This is a genomic window from Streptomyces kanamyceticus, from assembly GCF_008704495.1.
Lineage (GTDB): Bacteria > Actinomycetota > Actinomycetes > Streptomycetales > Streptomycetaceae > Streptomyces > Streptomyces kanamyceticus.
The window spans coordinates 7,178,734-7,194,454 of the sequence record NZ_CP023699.1 but is presented as its reverse complement, the minus strand read 5'-3'; the positions used below and the strand labels follow the sequence as shown (position 1 = coordinate 7,194,454).

Genomic DNA, 15,721 nt, shown 5'->3' with positions numbered 1-15,721 from the left:
GCATACTCCGCACTCCCGGCAGGCGGCGGCGCCGGGGCGCTAGGACGTCTGCGGTCGCAGCCCTTCGAGGACCGTGTCGACGATCCGTTCCGCGAGGTCGTCGTCGAGCGGCGCGTCGGGGCGCATCACCGTGCGCAGCAGCATGGGGCCGACGAAGAGGTCGTTGGCCATCTCGATGTCGACGTCCGTGCGGAGCACGCCCTCGGCCATGCCCCGCCGCAGCACCTCGACCATGGTGCGGCGGCGGGGCTCGATGACCGTGCTGTGGTAGGCGTCCCACAGCTTGGGCAGGGCCTTCATCTGCGCGAAGACGTTGTGCAGCAGCGCCGAGGAGCGCATCGTGAGGCCGCGGCGGCGCAGGCCCTCCAGGATGACCACCAGATCGTCGCGCACCGAGGTGCCGGGCAGCTCGGGGTCCGGCTCCTCGAAGACGCTCAGTACGTCGACGAAGAGTGCCTCCTTGCCGTCCCAGCGCCGGTAGATGGTGGCCTTGCCGACGCCCGCGGTGCGGGCGATCCGCTCGATGGACAGCTCCGTGAGCGACACCCCGTCCTCCAGGAGCCGCACCACGCCCTCGATGATCGCCTGCTCCACGGCCTCGCTCCTGGGGCGGCCGCGGCCGCCCCGCGCGACGGGCACGCCCTTTCCTGCGGCGTGCGTTCCCTTGGCGGTGTGGACCACGTCATCTCCGTCTCGTCGCGCGGCTGGCCGGGCCGATTCTCCCTCAGCCCCCTTGAGCGCCCGGCCGAGTCCCCCCTCTCCCTCAGTGCCCCGAAGCGCCCACCGGCTCGGACTTCTCCTCCGCCGCGTCGGGCTTCGGCGTACGTCCCGGCAGGAACAGGAAGACGATCACCGAGCCGATCAGCGCGACGCCGGCGCCGCACAGCGCCGTGACGTGCATGGCGTGCAGGAAGGAGTCGTTGGCCGCGCTCACCAGCGGCTCACCGCGCGGGCCGAGCTTCGCGGCGACGCCGAGCGTCGCCTCGATCGACTCGCCCGCCGAGTGCCGCGCCCCCGCGGGCAGCAGGGTCAGCTTGTCCTCGACGCCGCTGCGGTACGCCGCGGACAGCACCGAGCCGAGCACCGCGATGCCGAGGGCACCGCCGACCTGCCGGAAGGTGTTGCTGAGGGCGGACGCGGAGCCCGCCTTCTCGCGCGGCAGGGCCTGCATGATCACGACGCTGGTCGGCGTCATGATGTGCGCCATGCCGGTGCCCATCAGGAAGAAGATGATCTCCAGGATCCAGATCGGCGTATCGGCCTCCAGGCTCGTGAAGGCCACCAGCGTCGCCACCACGAGGAGCAGGCCGCCGGTGCACACGGCGCGGACGCCGAAGCGGTCGACCACGAGGCGGGCGCGCGGCGCGAAGATGAGCTGGGCGGCGGCCAGCGGGAGCATCAGCAGGCCGGTCTGCAGCGGCGAGTAGCCGCGCACGCTCTGGGTGTAGAAGACCGAGAAGAAGGTCACGCCCATCAGGGCGAAGAAGACCAGCGCTATGGCGCTGATCGCCGCGGAGAAGACCCGGTTCTTGAAGTACGAGATGTCGATGGACGGATGGTCGCTGCGCTTCTCGTACAGGACGAAGGCGACGAGCACGGCGAGGCCCGCGGCGACGGTGGCGAGGACGGCCGGGTCGGTGAAGTCGGCGAGCTGGCCGCCCTTGATGATGCCGTAGACGAGCAGGACGAGGCCGACGACGGAGAGCGCGACGCCGACCAGGTCGATCCGGCCCGGATTGGGGTCGCGCGAGTCGGGCACCAGCCAGACCATCAGGGCGAGCGCGATCAGCACGATCGGCACGTTGACGAAGAAGACCGAGCCCCACCAGAAGTGGTCCAGCAGCACGCCGCCGGTGATCGGGCCGATCGCGATGGCGAGGCCGACGCCGCCCGCCCAGATGCCGATGGCCTTGGGCTGCTCGTCGCGCTCGAAGACGTTCATCAGGACGGCGAGGGTCGCGGGCATCACGAAGGCCGCGCCGAGGCCCATCAGCGCGCGGAACGCGATGAGCTGGACGGGCGAGCCGGACTCCGCGGCGAGCGCCGAGCCGAGACCGAAGACGACGAGGCCGCCGAGCAGGACCTTCTTGCGGCCGAGCCGGTCGCCGAGCAGGCCCGCGGTGAACAGCAGGCCCGCGAAGACGAGCGTGTAGGCGTTGATGGCCCACTCGAGCTCGCCCTGGGTGGCGCCGAGGCCGGTGGGCTCCGGGGTCGAGATCGTCTTGATGGCGACGTTCAGGATCGAGTTGTCGAGCACCACGATCAACAGGCTGAGCATGAGCACCCCGAGGATCGCCCAGCGGCGCCGGTGCACGGCTTCCGGTATGCGGGGCGAGGCGGGTACGGCAGGAGTTGACATGGCGTTCAGCCTAGAACCATTTCGATACGAGACCGTCTCGTATTGGAAAGAATTTACCCGTGGCGCGGTACGGCTTTACTCGCGGGGCCGACCGGCCCGCCGACGCGGTCCACTGCGGACCCACTAGCCCCCGGGCGGCACGTGATGCCACCATGGAGGGGATCCGGGGACGCCGTCAGGGCGCCTCGAGATGACAGAAGGAGCCGTTGCGATGACGCAGCTTTCGGCTGCCCAGAAGAGTGCCGACGCCCCCCAGAGCCCCGACAGCAGCAAGGCGCTGTACGGCGGCAAGGGCACCCGGCGCATCACTGTGCGCGACATCACCGCCGCCAAGGAGCGGGGCGAGAAGTGGCCCATGCTCACCGCCTACGACGCGATGACCGCGTCCGTCTTCGACGAGGCGGGCATCCCCGTCATGCTCGTCGGCGACTCGGCGGGCAACTGCCACCTCGGGTACGAGACGACCGTGCCCGTCACCCTCGACGAGATGACCATGCTGTCGGCGGCCGTCGTACGGGGCACGTCGCGTGCCCTGATCGTCGGTGACCTGCCGTTCGGCTCCTACCAGGAGGGACCGGTCCAGGCGCTCCGCTCGGCCACCCGCCTCATCAAGGAGGCGGGCGTCGGCGCGGTGAAGCTGGAGGGCGGCGAACGCTCCCTCGCGCAGACCGAGTTGCTGGTCCAGTCGGGCATCCCGGTCATGTCCCACCTCGGCCTGACCCCGCAGTCCGTGAACACCATGGGCTACCGCGTCCAGGGCCGCGGCGACGAGGCCGCCCACCGGCTCCTGCACGACGCCAAGGCGGCGCAGGACGCGGGCGCGTTCGCGGTCGTCCTCGAACTCGTCCCCGAGGAGCTGGCGGCCGAGGTCACCCGCTCCCTGAACATCCCGACCGTCGGGATCGGGGCGGGCGCCGGGTGCGACGCGCAGGTCCTGGTCTGGACGGACATGCTCGGCCTGACCGGCGGCAAGATGCCGCGCTTCGTCAAGCAGTACGCCGATCTGCGGGCCGTCATGTCCGGCGCGGCCAAGGCGTTCGCCGATGACGTGGTGGGCGGGGCGTTCCCGGCGCCGGAACACGCGGTCCACTGAGCCTGGGGCGGCCGCCGGAGCGGGGGCCGCCTGAACCCGGGCGGTGACCGCCGCCCGGTTTGAGCCAATGCGGCACCATGGCAGCCCGTCGATTCCCCCGTCGACGGGCTGCCTTTTTCTCGCCTGGGGGCGGGGTGGGGTGGGGTGGGCTCGCTTGCCTGGCCTGGCCTGGCCGGTCTGTCGGCGCCGCTGCGCGGGGCAGCTGCCGATTGCCAGGTGCGGATCGGCCGCCGGTTTCCGCCGCTCCGCGGCGGTTTCTTCCCCACCCGCCCACCCGTTGCCCGGCACCGGGCGGACTTGCCGGGCCTACCCAGCCTGCCCGGCCCGTCGGCGCCGCTGCGCGGGGCGTCTGCCGGGTACCAGGTGCGGGCCGGTCGCTGGGTTTCCGCCGCTCCGCGGCGGTTCATCCCCACCCGCCCACCCGTTGCCCGGCACCGGGCGGACTTGTAGGGGCGGTCGGGTGGGGGGGAATCCGGCGCGGAGCGGCGGGGAAAGTGTGGGCCACCCGACCGGCAGGATTCAGCCAGGGATGTCCAGGTCCAGCAACCCCGGTGCCGAGAAGGGGCGGGCGGGTGGGGGAAAGCGCAGGCCAGGCCGGGTGGCAGGGGGCGGCCAAGGGCGTGCAGGACCGGTAAGCCCGGTGCGGAGGAAGGACGTGCAGGATCGGCAAGCCCCGTGCGGGGAAAGGGCGGGCCGGATCGGCAAGCCCCGTGTTGGGGAGGGTCCCTGTCGGTGGGATGTCGGTGGTTTGTCGGTGGGGGATGGCACCTTGTATTCCATGACGCGAATCGACAAGAACCCCGGCGGTGCAGAGAGTGCCGTCACCGTGAGGGGACTGGTCAAGCACTACGGCGAGACCAAGGCACTGGACGGCGTGGACGTCGACGTGCGCGAGGGCACCGTCCTCGGCGTGCTCGGCCCCAACGGCGCCGGCAAGACCACACTCGTACGCTGCCTCTCCACCCTCGTCACCCCGGACTCGGGCACCGCCTTCGTAGCGGGGTACGACGTACTGAAGCAGCCCCGGCAGCTGCGCCGCGTGATCGGCCTGACCGGTCAGTACGCATCGGTGGACGAGAAGCTCTCGGGCCGCGAGAACCTGTACATGATCGGGCGGCTGCTCGACCTGTCCCGCAAGGAGTCCAGGTCCCGCGCCGACGGCCTCCTTGAGCGGTTCTCCCTGACCGAGGCGGCCAAGCGCCCGGCGAGCACCTACTCCGGCGGCATGCGCCGCCGCCTCGACCTCGCGGCGTCGATGATCGGCAGCCCGGCCGTCCTCTATCTGGACGAGCCGACGACCGGCCTCGACCCCCGCACCCGTAACGAGGTGTGGGCCGAGGTCAAGCGCATGGTCGCCGACGGCGTCACCGTGCTGCTCACCACCCAGTACATGGAGGAGGCCGAGCAGCTGGCCTCCGAGCTGACCGTCATCGACCGCGGCAAGGTCATCGCCAACGGCGGCATCGACGAGCTCAAGGCGAAGGTCGGCGGCCGCACCCTGCGGGTCCGCCCGGCCGACCCGCTGGAGCTGCGCCCGCTGGCGAACGCCCTTGACGACCTCGGCCTGACCGGCATCGCCACCTCCACGGTGGACGCCGAGTCCGGCACGGTCCTGGTGCCGATCCTCAGCGACGAGCAGCTGACCGCCGTGGTCGGCGCGGTCACCGCGCGCGGCATCACGATCGGCTCGATAGCCACCGAACTGCCCAGCCTGGACGAGGTGTTCCTGTCGATCACCGGCCACAAGGCCAGTGCTCCGCAGGACGCCCGCCCCAGCGAAAAGGAACTCGAGGAGGCCGCCGTATGAGCGCCACCACTCTCGCGGCCCCCCTCAAGACGGGGCAGGCCGACGCCCGCATCGGCCTGCGCGACCACGTCAGGCACACCAGCGCCCTGGTCCGCCGCAATCTGCTCTGGATCCGCCAGGACCCCGAGTCGATGTTCGACGCGGTCCTGATGCCGATCGTCTTCACGCTCCTGTTCGTGTACGTCTTCGGCGGCTCCATCGGCCAGGCGCTCGGCGGCGGTCAGGACCAGTACGTGCAGTACGTGGTGCCCGGCATGATGGCGATGATGAGCATGAACATCGCCATGGCCGTCGGCACCGGCTTCAACCAGGACTTCCAGAACGGCATCATGGACCGTTTCAGGACCCTGCCGATCGGCCAGGGTTCGGTCCTCTTCGCCAAGATCGTGGTGGAGCTGATGCGGCTCCTCATCGCGACGACGATCATGATGATCGTCGGTGTCCTCGTGGGCTTCGACATCACCAACTGGGGCGGCCTGTTCGCCGCCGTGGGCCTCTCCGCCCTCTTCGGCACGTCCATCATGTGGATCTTCCTGGTGCTCGGCGTCTCCATGAAGAGCGCCCAGTCCGTGCAGGCGATGGGCTTCCTGGTCCTGATGCCGCTGCAGTTCGGCTCGTCGATCTTCGCGCCGACCCAGTCGATGCCCGGCTGGCTGCAGGGCTTCACCGACTACAACCCGCTGTCCTCGCTCGCGGACTCCGCGCGCGGCCTGATGGTCGGCGGCCCCGTCGCGCACGACCTGTGGGTGACGGTCGGCTGGTCGGTGGCGCTCACACTGGTGATGGCGCCCATCGCGATCCACAAGTTCCGCACGAAGAACTGACCGAAGTATCACGAAGAACTGACCGGAGTACCGGTCAGCGGGTCAGCCGGACTCCGCGCCGCACAGGGCGGCGGCCTCGTCGACAGTGAGGCCGCCGCCCTCCGCGTACGCCGCTTCGTACGCCTCGTCCCCGAGCGCGGCACGCACCGCCCGCTCCGCGTCCGCGCGGATCTCCCGCTCCATGCTGTTCGCGGCGTGCCCCGGCGGCAGCTCGCGGTCGGCGATCCCCAGGAGCCTGGCGGCGTCGTCCGCGCGGGCGCCGCCGGTCGCCCCCGACAGCGCGAGCGCGGCGATCCACAGGTGGACGGAGACCATCTGCGGGGCGACCATCCGCGACAGCGGGTCGAGCGCCTTCGCGAAGGCCTCGCCCACCGTGGCGGCACTCCGCGCGTACCGCCCGTCCAGCGCGTCGAGCCAGGCCGAGATGCCGAGCACGGAACTCTCGAAGACCGCGTAGCCGATGGCGCTGAACTCCATGCCGAGGAGCCGCAGATGCTCACGTGCCTCGTCGAGGCGGCCGCTGCGGCCGAGCGCGATGGTGAGGTAGATCCGGGCGGCGGGCAGCGCCTCGCCCGTGTGGTGGCGGCCGGAGTTGTCGATGACCTCCCGCAGCATCGCCTCGCCCCGCGCGAAGTCGTCCCGCTGCTCGGGCGCGTCCGTCAGGAGCGAGCCGAGGCGGGCCTTGAGCAGGGCCACCTGGGTCAGCGCGCCGAGCTGCTCGGCGTAGTCGACGGCGGCCCAGAAGTCCTGGGCCGCGAGCGCCAGTTCGCCGCGCCGCTCCCGTGCCTCGCCGCGCGCGGAGAGCGCCTCGGCGACGCCCCACACATCACCGAGCCGCTGGAACCCGCGCAGCGCCTCGTCCGCGTCACGGATGGCGTCGCCCGACCAGTCGGTGCGGTTGGCGAGCATGTTGGCGCGCATCTGCAGGGCGGCGGCGAGCTCCCACTCGTAGCCGAACTCGCGGCAGGCGGCGACGGTCGCGTCGATGGTCTCGTGCAGCAGGCCCGTCTCGCCGCCGAGCAGGATGGCGAAGAACCAGAGGTTGCCGGGCGTACGACAGGTCTGCGGGAGCCCGGGGCGGTAGGCCTCCCTCATGCCGAGCAGCTTCTCCTGCGACTCGGGGGACTGCCAGTGCGTCACGTCCACCTCCATGTCCATGCAGGAGAGGTGGAGCAGGTGCGCGCCGCGGCGGGCCTCCACGAGGACCTCGGGGCTCATCGGCGGCGGCTCGGCCGTGCACGGTTCGTGCAGCGGGGGCGCGGGGGCGACGGGCCGGGCGAACGGGTCGGGGCCCAGGGACATGACGTCGAGGGACCAGTTCTTGGTCTCCATGCGCAGACCGCGGATCTGCCAGTACCAGGAGAGCGAGAGGACGAGGCAGAGCGCCTCCTGCTCGTCCCGTGCGGCGACCGCGTGCCGCAGGGCGGTGCGCAGGTTCTCGTACTCCACCTCGAGGCGCTCCACGGCCGCGTGCTGGCCGTGGCCGCGCAGTTCGGGGTCGGTGGTCCTGGCGACCTCGCGGTAGTGCACGAGGTGCGCGCGCTCGGCCGCGGCCCGGTCGCCGGCCTCGTCGAGCCGCTCCCCCGCGTACTCCGAGACGGTCTCCAGGAGCCGGTAGCGCATGCCGCCGCCGGAGACCGGCGAAGGGGCCGCGACGACGAGGGACTTGTCGACGAGCGAGCCGAGCAGATCGGCGACGTCGCGCGCGTCGCCCCCGGCCGCGCACACCTCTTCCGCCGCGGTCAGGTCGCAGCCGCCCGCGAAGACCGAGAGCCTGCGCAGCACGGCCCGTTCGGGCGCGTCGAGCAGGTCCCAGGACCAGTCGACGACGGCGCGCAGGGTCTGCTGGCGGGGCAGTACCGTGCGGGCGCCGCTGGTGAGCAGCCGGAAGCGGTCGTCGAGGCGGTCGGCGATCTGGCGCGGGGTGAGCATCCGCAGGCGGGCGGCGGCCAGTTCGATGGCGAGCGGCAGGCCGTCCAGACGGCGGCAGATCTCGGCGACGGCCTCGGGATCGCCCGCCACCGTGAACCCGGTCCTGGCCGCGGCGCCGCGCTCGGCGAAGAGGCGCAGCGCGACCGGTTCCGGCAGCGGCTCGACGGGGCGGAGCAACTCGCCGGGGACACCGAGGGGTTCGCGGCTCGTGGCCAGGACGGTAAGGCCCGGGCAGCGGGCGAGGAGCTCCTCGGCGAGCCGGGCCGCCGCGTCGATGACGTGCTCGCAGTTGTCCAGGATGATCAGCATGCGGCGGGCCGCGCAGTGCTCGACGAGCCGGGCGACGGGATCCTCGCCGCTCCGCTCCGAGATGGCCCGCAGCTCCTCGGCACCGGCACCGCGCAGCACGGTCTCGCGGGCGCCGAGCGCGGTGAGGACGGCCGCGGGCACGTCGTCCGGGTCCTCGACCGGCGCGAGCTCGGCCAGCCACACGCCGTCGGACACCTCCCCCGCCACGGTCTCCGCGGCCTCCTGCGAGAGCCGCGTCTTCCCGGCCCCGCCTGGCCCGATCAACGTCACGAGCCGGGCCCGCCCGAGGTCCCCGCGCAGCGCCCCGATGTCCCCTTCCCGCCCGACGAAGGAGGTGAGGCGGGCGCGGAGGTTGCCGGGCGGGCGGGGGGCGCGGGCGGTGGGAGGGCGAGCGGTGAGGGGAACACCGCTGCCGCGTACGACGGGGTCGGCCGATGTGTCCGGCTCGCGCCCGGGCCCGCCGGGAAAGCCTCCGGGGCCGGGAACGCCTCCAGGGCCGGGAACGCCTCCGGGGCCGGGGCCGACGACATCGCCGGCCTCCTCGTACGCGTACGCGTCCCCGCGCAGCAACTCCTGGTGCAGCGCCCGGAGTTCCGGTCCCGGATCCGTGCCGAGGCGGTCCGCGAGGACGGTGCGGATGTCGTCGTACGCCGCGAGTGCCTCGGCGGGGCGGCCCGCGTCGCGCAGCGCGCGCAGCCGCAGGGCCTGCAGCGGCTCGTCGAGCGGCTGTCCTTCGCACAGCGCGGTGAGCTCGGGCAGCACCAGTTCCGCCTCGCCGATGGCGAGCGCGGCCGCCGCCCTCGCGCGGTGCGCGTCGAGGCGGCGGGCCTGCCAGCGCGCGACCTCCGCCGTGCGCTCCGGCAGGTCGGGAAGGGGCTCGCCGGTCCACAGGGCGAGCGCGTCGTCCAAGACGGCGGCCGCCTTCGCCGCGTCGCCGTCGGCGAGGGCCCGCGTGCCCTCGCCGACGAGCCGGTCGAAGCGGAACACGTCCACGTCGTCGGGCACCGCGCACAGTCGGTAGCCGCCGTCCGCCGAGGCCACCGCGTCCGCGCCGAGGGCCCTGCGGAGCCGTCCCGCCAGCGCCTGCAGCGCGCCCGTCGCGTCGGCGGGCGGGTCGGCGGCCCAGACCTCGTCGACCAGGACCGGGGCGGAGACGGTGCGGCCCGCGTGCAGGGCGAGCACCGTGAGGAGGGCGCGCAGCCGCGCGCCGCCGACGGGCAGGACGGTGCCGTCGGGGCGGAGGGCCTGGGTGGTGCCGAGGACGCGGTAGCGCACGGGTCCATTGTCACCGCCTCCGGAGCACGCCACGTCCACCTCCAGGCCCATCTGCGGGTCCATGACCCCGTTCACCTCCGCGTTCACGTCCGCGTTCGCGTCCGTGTTCGCGTTCGCGTTCGCGCCTGAGCGGCACCGGCCCCCCTTCGGACTCCGTCCCGCCCGGCGCCCGACTCCGTCGTACCGGCCACGCACCCGCCGTCCCCCGCACTCCCGGCCCACCCCGGTCCCCCCCGCTCTCTTCTCAAGCTCCGACTCCCCCCGCCCCGCTCAGTCCTCGTCGTCCCGGACCTCCAGCTCCACGAGCACCCCGGTCTCGGCCCGCCGGTAGCCCGGCCCCTGCGACGTCCGCGAGAGGTGTTCTCCGTGGAACCACTTCGGGCAGAGCTCGACGGGGCGCAGCCAGCGCTCGCCGGGCACCGGCGCGTACGTCCCCGACCCCTCGGTCGTCTCCGCGAAGCCCTGGGTCACCACGTGGATGGTGCGGACCCTGCCGACCGTGTCCGGCCAGCGGCCGCCGTGCCGCTCCACGGAGAGCAGGCCCCTGAGCGCGGTCCGCGCGGGGCGCGGGGGCGCGTGGTTCCACGGGACCGTCACCCCGTGCGCCCGCACGACGGACGCCTCCCACGGCTCCTCGTCGCCCTCGTCGTCCTTGTCGCCCTCGTCGGCCTCGTCGCCCTCGTCGCCCTCGTCTTCGATGTCGTCCGCCAGCCAGTCCCCCGGCAAGGAGTCGAGCGCCACCACGGGCCCCTCGATCTCGCTGAAATCCTCCTGCCAGCCGTCCATGCCGTCCATGCCGTACAAGCCGTCCCCGCCGCCAGACAGGACGAGCAGCGGCCACGTCACCTCGTCCCCCACCGCGAACGGCGTACCGCAGCACTCCATCTGCCAGTCCGCGTACAGCACCTTCCACACCCCGCGCAGAGTCATGACCCCCAGCCTCCCCGGAACTCGGGGCCGAGTGCGAGACGTTTTCCGTACGCGCCCGGTACGGTCGGGCACGCCAGGACCTCGTACGCCAGGAGCCCCGCCCCATGACCACCGCCCCCACCCGCAGCAGCGACCGGCGGATCAGTCCGGTCTTCCTGGGGATCGCCGCCGTCACCGCGGTCGCAGGATGGGCCGCCTGGACCGGCTTCGCGGACAATCCGGGTATCGCCGTCTTCCTCTTCGTGACGGCCGCCTGGATCGTCTCGCTCTGCCTGCACGAGTACGCGCACGCGCGCACGGCCCTGCACAGCGGCGACATCTCCGTCGGCGCGAAGGGGTACTTGACGCTCAATCCGCTCAAGTACACGCACGCGCTCCTGAGCATCGTGCTGCCGGTGCTCTTCGTGATCATGGGCGGCATCGGCCTGCCCGGTGGCGCGGTCTTCATCGAGCGCGGCCGGATCCGCGGCCGGTGGAAGCACAGCCTGATCTCGGCGGCGGGCCCGCTGACGAACGTGCTGTTCGCCGTGGTGTGCACCGCGCCGTTCTGGCTCGACGCCCTGGACGGGGTGCCGTACGCGTTCCGCTACGCGCTCGCGTTCCTCGCGCTGCTCCAGGTGACGGCGGCCATCCTGAACTCCCTGCCCATCCCGGGCCTGGACGGGTACGGGGTGCTCGAGCCCTGGCTGTCGTACAAGATCCGCCGCCAGGTGGAGCCGTTCGCGCCGTTCGGTCTCATCGCGGTCTTCGGCATCCTGTGGATCCCGGAGGTCAATCACGTGTTCTTCGACGCGATCGACGCGATCCTGCGCGGGCTCGGCGTCAGCGAATGGGACAGCGAGTGGGGCCAGCGGCTCTACAGGTTCTGGGAGGGCTCGCAGGAGGTCCCCTCGCCCAGCGGCTTCAGCCAGTAGTGGCCCGTCGGCGTCAGCCAGTCGGCCGTCGGCGTCAGCCAGTGGGCGAGGCGGAGGACGCCGCCCGCCGCATCTTCTCCTTGCGCAGGTAGAACCACGCCATGTTCGAGGAGAGCCCCGCGAGCAGCACCCAGACGATGCCCAGCCAGCTGCCCTGGGCGAAGGAGATCACGGCCGCGGCGACGGCGAGCGCGCAGACCACGAGGGCGTAGATGGCGAGGCGGGGCATGGGGGTCGGCTCCTGTCGGTGCAGCGTGGATGCGTACGCGTCCAGTGTCCCCCATGCCCGCCGGGGCCCCGCACGTCCCTATACGTCGGTGATCCGCAGCCCCGCGTGCGCCTTGTAGCGGCGGTTGACCGAGATCAGGTTGGCGACGAGCGACTCGACCTGGTGGGCGTTGCGCAAGCGGCCCGCGAAGACGCCCCGCATGCCGGGGATGCGGGCGGCGAGCGCCTGCACCACGTCCGTGTCGGCGCGGCTCTCGCCGAGGACCATCACATCGGTGTCGATCTCCTCGACCGAGGCGTCCTGGAGCAGGACGGCGGAGAGGTGGTGGAAGGCGGCCGTGACCCGCGAGTCCGGCAGCAGGGCCGCGGCCTGCTCGGCGGCGCTGCCCTCCTCGGGCTTGAGGGCGTACGCGCCCTTCTTGTCGAAGCCGAGCGGGTTGACGCAGTCGACGACGAGCTTGCCGGTCAGCTCCTCGCGCAGGGACTCCAGGGTCTTCCCGTGTCCCTCCCACGGCACGGCGACGATCACGATGTCGCTGCGCCGCGCGCACTGGGCGTTCTCGGCGCCCTCGACGCCGAGGCCGAGCTCGTCGGCGGCGGTCCGCGCCCGCTCCTCGGCGCGCGAGCCGATGATCACCTTCTGCCCGGCCCTGGCGAGCCGGTAGGCGAGCCCGCGCCCCTGGTCGCCGGTGCCGCCGAGCACGCCGACGACGAGGCCGGAGACGTCGGGCAGCTCCCAGGGGTCCTTGGCGGGCGCCTTCGCGGGGGCGTTCCCCGTGGTGTCCGCTGCGGTGTTCTGCGCACTGTCTGTAGAGGTCATGGGGCGACCTTACTCACCGGTCGCCCCGGTCAGTCCGGACACCGGTATCCGCCGGAAGGTGATCGTCTCGTACGCGCTGAAGTCGCCCGTCTCGTAGAGCAGTCCGATCGTGTCGTCGTCGAGGCGTACGAGATCGGAGTACGCGGCGGGCAGCCCGTCGACCGTGTGCGCGGTCTCCCAGGTGGTGCCTCCGTCGTGGCTGCGGCGCACGGTCATCAGGGCGCGGAAGGCGGGGTCGGCGGGTCCCGAGAAGAGCAGTACGTCGGGGTCGCGGAGCTGGAGGACGCTGCCCTCCACGACGGGTCCGGTGAGCCCCGCCTGCGGGCGGAAGGGTCTGACGAGGCTCGCGCCGCCGTCGCGGGAGTGGGCGTCGGCGCGGTTGCCGGGGGCCGGGGAGTCGTTGCGGGTGTTGAAGTAGAGGCGTCCGTCGGGGAGTTCGGCGGCGGTGGTCTCGTTCACGTTGATGTAGCCGTTGGTGTTGTCGTCGATGTAGCCGATGCGCCAGGTGGCGCCCGCGTCGTCGCTGAGCAGGCAGTGGCCGCCGTTGTACTTGCCCTCGGCGCCGGTGTCGGTACCGGTGGGCGGCAGGGAGTGGTTGGCGGGGACGACCACGCGGCCGCCGGTGCCGCTGGCGCCGGCGCCGGCATCTTCTTCGCCGACGCCGGCCAGCTGCACGGCATGCCCCGGCGTGGTCGCGTACCACCGCCAACTCGCCTTCTTCACCTGCCCGGTGATCTCGCGCGGCGCCGACCAGGTGAGTCCGTCGTCGTCGCTGCGCTGAAGCCAGACGCGGCGCCCGTCGGCGGCGGACACCTTGCCGCGCCGGATGGCGTCCTCGGTGGCCGACGCGGCGTTCCTGACCTGGACGAGCAGGACGCGTCCGGTGTCCAGGACGACGGGGGCGGGGTTGCCCGCGAGGTCGGCGCCGTTCTTGCCGACGATCTGCGGCGGGCCCCAGGTGCGGCCGCCGTCGACGGAGCGCTTGAGGACGATGTCGATGTTGCCGAAGTCGTCCTGGGAGCCGACGCGGCCCTCGCAGAAGGCGAGGACGGTGCCGGATGCCGTGCGCACGACGGCGGGGATGCGGAAGCTCGCGTATCCCTCGCGGCCCGCCCGGAAGGGAACAGATGTTTCAGCAGTCATCCCCCGCCCTTCCCCGCTCCGGGGGAATTCCCGGTGAACTCCCGGTCACGAGTGGCCCGTTCGGGCAGGATGCGACGGCATGGACGCCGTACGGGTCGCGCTGCTGCGCGAAGTGCTCGCGGGAACCGAGTGGCCCGGTGCCACCCGCCGCTTCGCGGGGACGCTGCGCTCCTCCGTGCTGCCGCACGGCGGCGGGCTGCTGCTTGTGGGCACCGAGGTGTACGAGCCGTGGCACCTGGCCGCGCACCTGGTGGACGAGGCGGCCTGGTCGGGCACGCCGGAGCTGACGCCGACGCTCGTACGGCACCGGATCCTGCCCGGCGATCCCGCGCACCTGTCGACCGGGCTCGGCCGGATCGAGGCGGCGCGGCGCGGCGAGACGCTGCTCGTCGTGGCGCCGGACGCGCCGGACGCGGAGCTGCTCTCGCGCGTGCACGACGCGAGGCGGGCCGGGGCGACGGTGCTCTCGCTCGGCTCGGGCGACCGGGACCTGGACGCCCTCTCGCACGAGGCACTCGCCGTACCGGCCGACACGGACCTCGACCTCGACACGGTCCAGCACCTGGTGAGCGCGGCGACCGGCGAGAACGCGCTGCCCACCCCGCGCCCCCGCCACCGCTTCCGGGACCGTCTCTCCCGCCTCGCCGACCAGCTGACCTCACCGCCGCCCACGCGGTGGTGAACCGGCCCGGCGCGGATAATTGAGTTGCCCGTACACGTGCCTCCGCTGAGCATGGTTCCTCGTGCCTCTCTCAGCGATACTGCCCGACCTCTCCCCCTGGCGGTCCACCCGTGACTTCCGGCTGCTGTGGGTGCAGGGGCTCGTCACCACCTTCGGCAGTTTCATGGCGCTGGTCGCCCTGCCGCTGCAGATCAAGGAGCTGACGGACTCGCCGCTCGCCGTCGGTGCGATGGGCGCGGTGGAGCTCGTGCCGTTGATCGTCTTCGGTCTGTACGGGGGCGCGCTCGCCGACGCCGTGGACCGGCGCAAGGTGATCCTGCTGACCGAGGCGGGCCTCGGACTGCTCGCCGTCGTCCTCCTGGTGAACGCCCTGCTGTCCGAGCCGCTGCTCTGGCCGCTGTACGTCGTGGCGGCCGGTGTCTCCGCGCTCGCCGGGCTGCAACGGCCCGCCCTGGACTCGCTGATGGCGCGGATCGTGCCGCACGACCAGCTGACGGCGGCCGCCGCGCTGAACTCGCTGCGCTGGAACGTGGGCGCCATCGCGGCGCCCTCGCTCGCGGGCATCGTCGTGGCGTACGCCGGTCACGCGTCGGCGTACGCGGTCACGGCCGTCTGTTTCGCCCTCTCGGTCGCGCTGTGCACCCGCATCTCCCCCGCGCCCGCCGCGCACGACGCGGAGAAGCCGTCGCTGAAGGGCCTCGCGGAGGGCGCGCGGTACGCGTGGTCGCGTCCCGTGCTGGTCGGCACGTACGCGATCGACATGGCGGCGATGTTCTTCGCCTTCCCGAACACGATCTTCCCGTTCCTCGCGGACGACCTGGACGCGAAGTGGGCGCTGGGTCTGATGTACGCGGCGGGCGCGGTCGGCTCGCTGCTGCTCAGCCTCACCAGCGGGTGGACCTCGCGGGTGCGGCGGCACGGACTGCTCGTGATCTTCGGCGCGACGGGCTGGGGCCTGGCCATCACGGCGGCGGGCTGGTTCTCGAACGTCTGGGTGGTCCTCGGCTGCCTCGCCCTCGCGGGCGCGGGCGACATGCTGAGCGGGCTCGGGCGCTCGACCATCTGGAACCAGACGATCCCCGACGAGCTGCGCGGCAGGCTCGCCGGGATCGAGGTCCTCTCCTACAGCGTGGGCCCCCAGCTCGGCCAGGTCCGCGCGGGCGCGGCGGCGGGCTGGACCGGCACCCGCTCCGCCATCTGGTCCGGCGGCCTGGCCTGCGTGGCCTCGGTGGGCATCCTGGCGGCGGCGCTGCCACGGCTGATCTCGTACGACGCGACGACGGACCCGGACGCGAAGCGACGCAGGGAGCGCGGCGCACCGGACACGTCGGAGCCGGTGGCCCCGTAAGGGGCGCGGGGAACTGCGCGACCAGCCACACCCTGCCCGCAGGTCCCCGCCAGCCGC

13 protein-coding genes are annotated in these 15,721 nt (G+C 72.6%); 6 read left to right on the top strand and 7 right to left on the bottom strand.

Annotation, left to right across the window (positions count from 1 at the left end; translation table 11 throughout):
• Positions 1 to 39: 39 nt before the first annotated feature.
• Both CP970_RS31095 and CP970_RS31090 read right to left on the bottom strand, forming a co-directional pair.
• Positions 40 to 681, bottom strand: coding sequence for a TetR/AcrR family transcriptional regulator (locus CP970_RS31095; RefSeq protein WP_079043958.1), 642 nt, complete (start codon positions 679 to 681; stop codon positions 40 to 42).
• A gap of 82 nt (positions 682 to 763) precedes the next feature.
• Entirely contained in the window at positions 764 to 2,359 is a 1,596-nt protein-coding gene (locus CP970_RS31090; RefSeq protein ID WP_063806230.1) for an MFS transporter, read from the bottom strand.
• A gap of 211 nt (positions 2,360 to 2,570) precedes the next feature.
• Here CP970_RS31090 and panB point away from each other — a divergent pair, with 211 nt between their 5' ends.
• From panB to CP970_RS31075, 3 genes are all read left to right on the top strand, one after another.
• Complete coding sequence (panB, locus tag CP970_RS31085; RefSeq protein WP_150494240.1) at positions 2,571 to 3,452, top strand: 3-methyl-2-oxobutanoate hydroxymethyltransferase; 882 nt, start codon at positions 2,571 to 2,573, stop codon at positions 3,450 to 3,452.
• Positions 3,453 to 4,230: 778 nt separating this feature from the next.
• Entirely contained in the window at positions 4,231 to 5,259 is a 1,029-nt protein-coding gene (locus CP970_RS31080) for an ATP-binding cassette domain-containing protein (RefSeq protein ID WP_150494238.1), read from the top strand.
• Positions 5,256 to 6,083, top strand: a complete 828-nt coding sequence (locus CP970_RS31075) for an ABC transporter permease (RefSeq protein ID WP_150494236.1) — start codon at positions 5,256 to 5,258, stop codon at positions 6,081 to 6,083. Before CP970_RS31080 ends, CP970_RS31075 begins: the two co-directional genes overlap by 4 nt.
• Positions 6,084 to 6,125: 42 nt before the next feature.
• Here the strand turns inward: CP970_RS31075 and CP970_RS31070 are convergent, their stop codons facing one another.
• A complete protein-coding gene (locus tag CP970_RS31070) occupies positions 6,126 to 9,662 on the bottom strand; it encodes an AfsR/SARP family transcriptional regulator (RefSeq protein WP_224058843.1) in 3,537 nt (1,178 codons plus the stop codon).
• 207 nt (positions 9,663 to 9,869) lie between these two features.
• Positions 9,870 to 10,529 (bottom strand): DUF6578 domain-containing protein, encoded by a 660-nt coding sequence (locus CP970_RS31065; RefSeq protein ID WP_150494235.1) that lies wholly within the window; start codon positions 10,527 to 10,529, stop codon positions 9,870 to 9,872.
• Between the two features lie 104 nt (positions 10,530 to 10,633).
• Between CP970_RS31065 and CP970_RS31060 the strand changes: the two genes are divergently transcribed.
• Positions 10,634 to 11,443: a site-2 protease family protein gene (locus CP970_RS31060; RefSeq protein ID WP_055556010.1), complete on the top strand. Its 810-nt coding sequence runs from the start codon at positions 10,634 to 10,636 to the stop codon at positions 11,441 to 11,443.
• A 34-nt stretch (positions 11,444 to 11,477) separates the two neighbouring features.
• Here the strand turns inward: CP970_RS31060 and CP970_RS31055 are convergent, their stop codons facing one another.
• From CP970_RS31055 to CP970_RS31045, 3 genes are all read right to left on the bottom strand, one after another.
• Positions 11,478 to 11,672 (bottom strand): hypothetical protein, encoded by a 195-nt coding sequence (locus CP970_RS31055; RefSeq protein ID WP_055556008.1) that lies wholly within the window; start codon positions 11,670 to 11,672, stop codon positions 11,478 to 11,480.
• A gap of 78 nt (positions 11,673 to 11,750) precedes the next feature.
• Entirely contained in the window at positions 11,751 to 12,491 is a 741-nt protein-coding gene (npdG, locus tag CP970_RS31050; RefSeq protein WP_055556006.1) for an NADPH-dependent F420 reductase, read from the bottom strand.
• A gap of 9 nt (positions 12,492 to 12,500) precedes the next feature.
• Positions 12,501 to 13,634: a sialidase family protein gene (locus CP970_RS31045; RefSeq protein WP_055556004.1), complete on the bottom strand. Its 1,134-nt coding sequence runs from the start codon at positions 13,632 to 13,634 to the stop codon at positions 12,501 to 12,503.
• Between the two features lie 79 nt (positions 13,635 to 13,713).
• Between CP970_RS31045 and CP970_RS31040 the strand changes: the two genes are divergently transcribed.
• Positions 13,714 to 14,316: a hypothetical protein gene (locus CP970_RS31040; RefSeq protein WP_055556002.1), complete on the top strand. Its 603-nt coding sequence runs from the start codon at positions 13,714 to 13,716 to the stop codon at positions 14,314 to 14,316.
• 61 nt (positions 14,317 to 14,377) lie between these two features.
• Positions 14,378 to 15,664 (top strand): MFS transporter, encoded by a 1,287-nt coding sequence (locus CP970_RS31035; RefSeq protein ID WP_055556000.1) that lies wholly within the window; start codon positions 14,378 to 14,380, stop codon positions 15,662 to 15,664.
• Positions 15,665 to 15,721 lie beyond the last annotated feature (57 nt).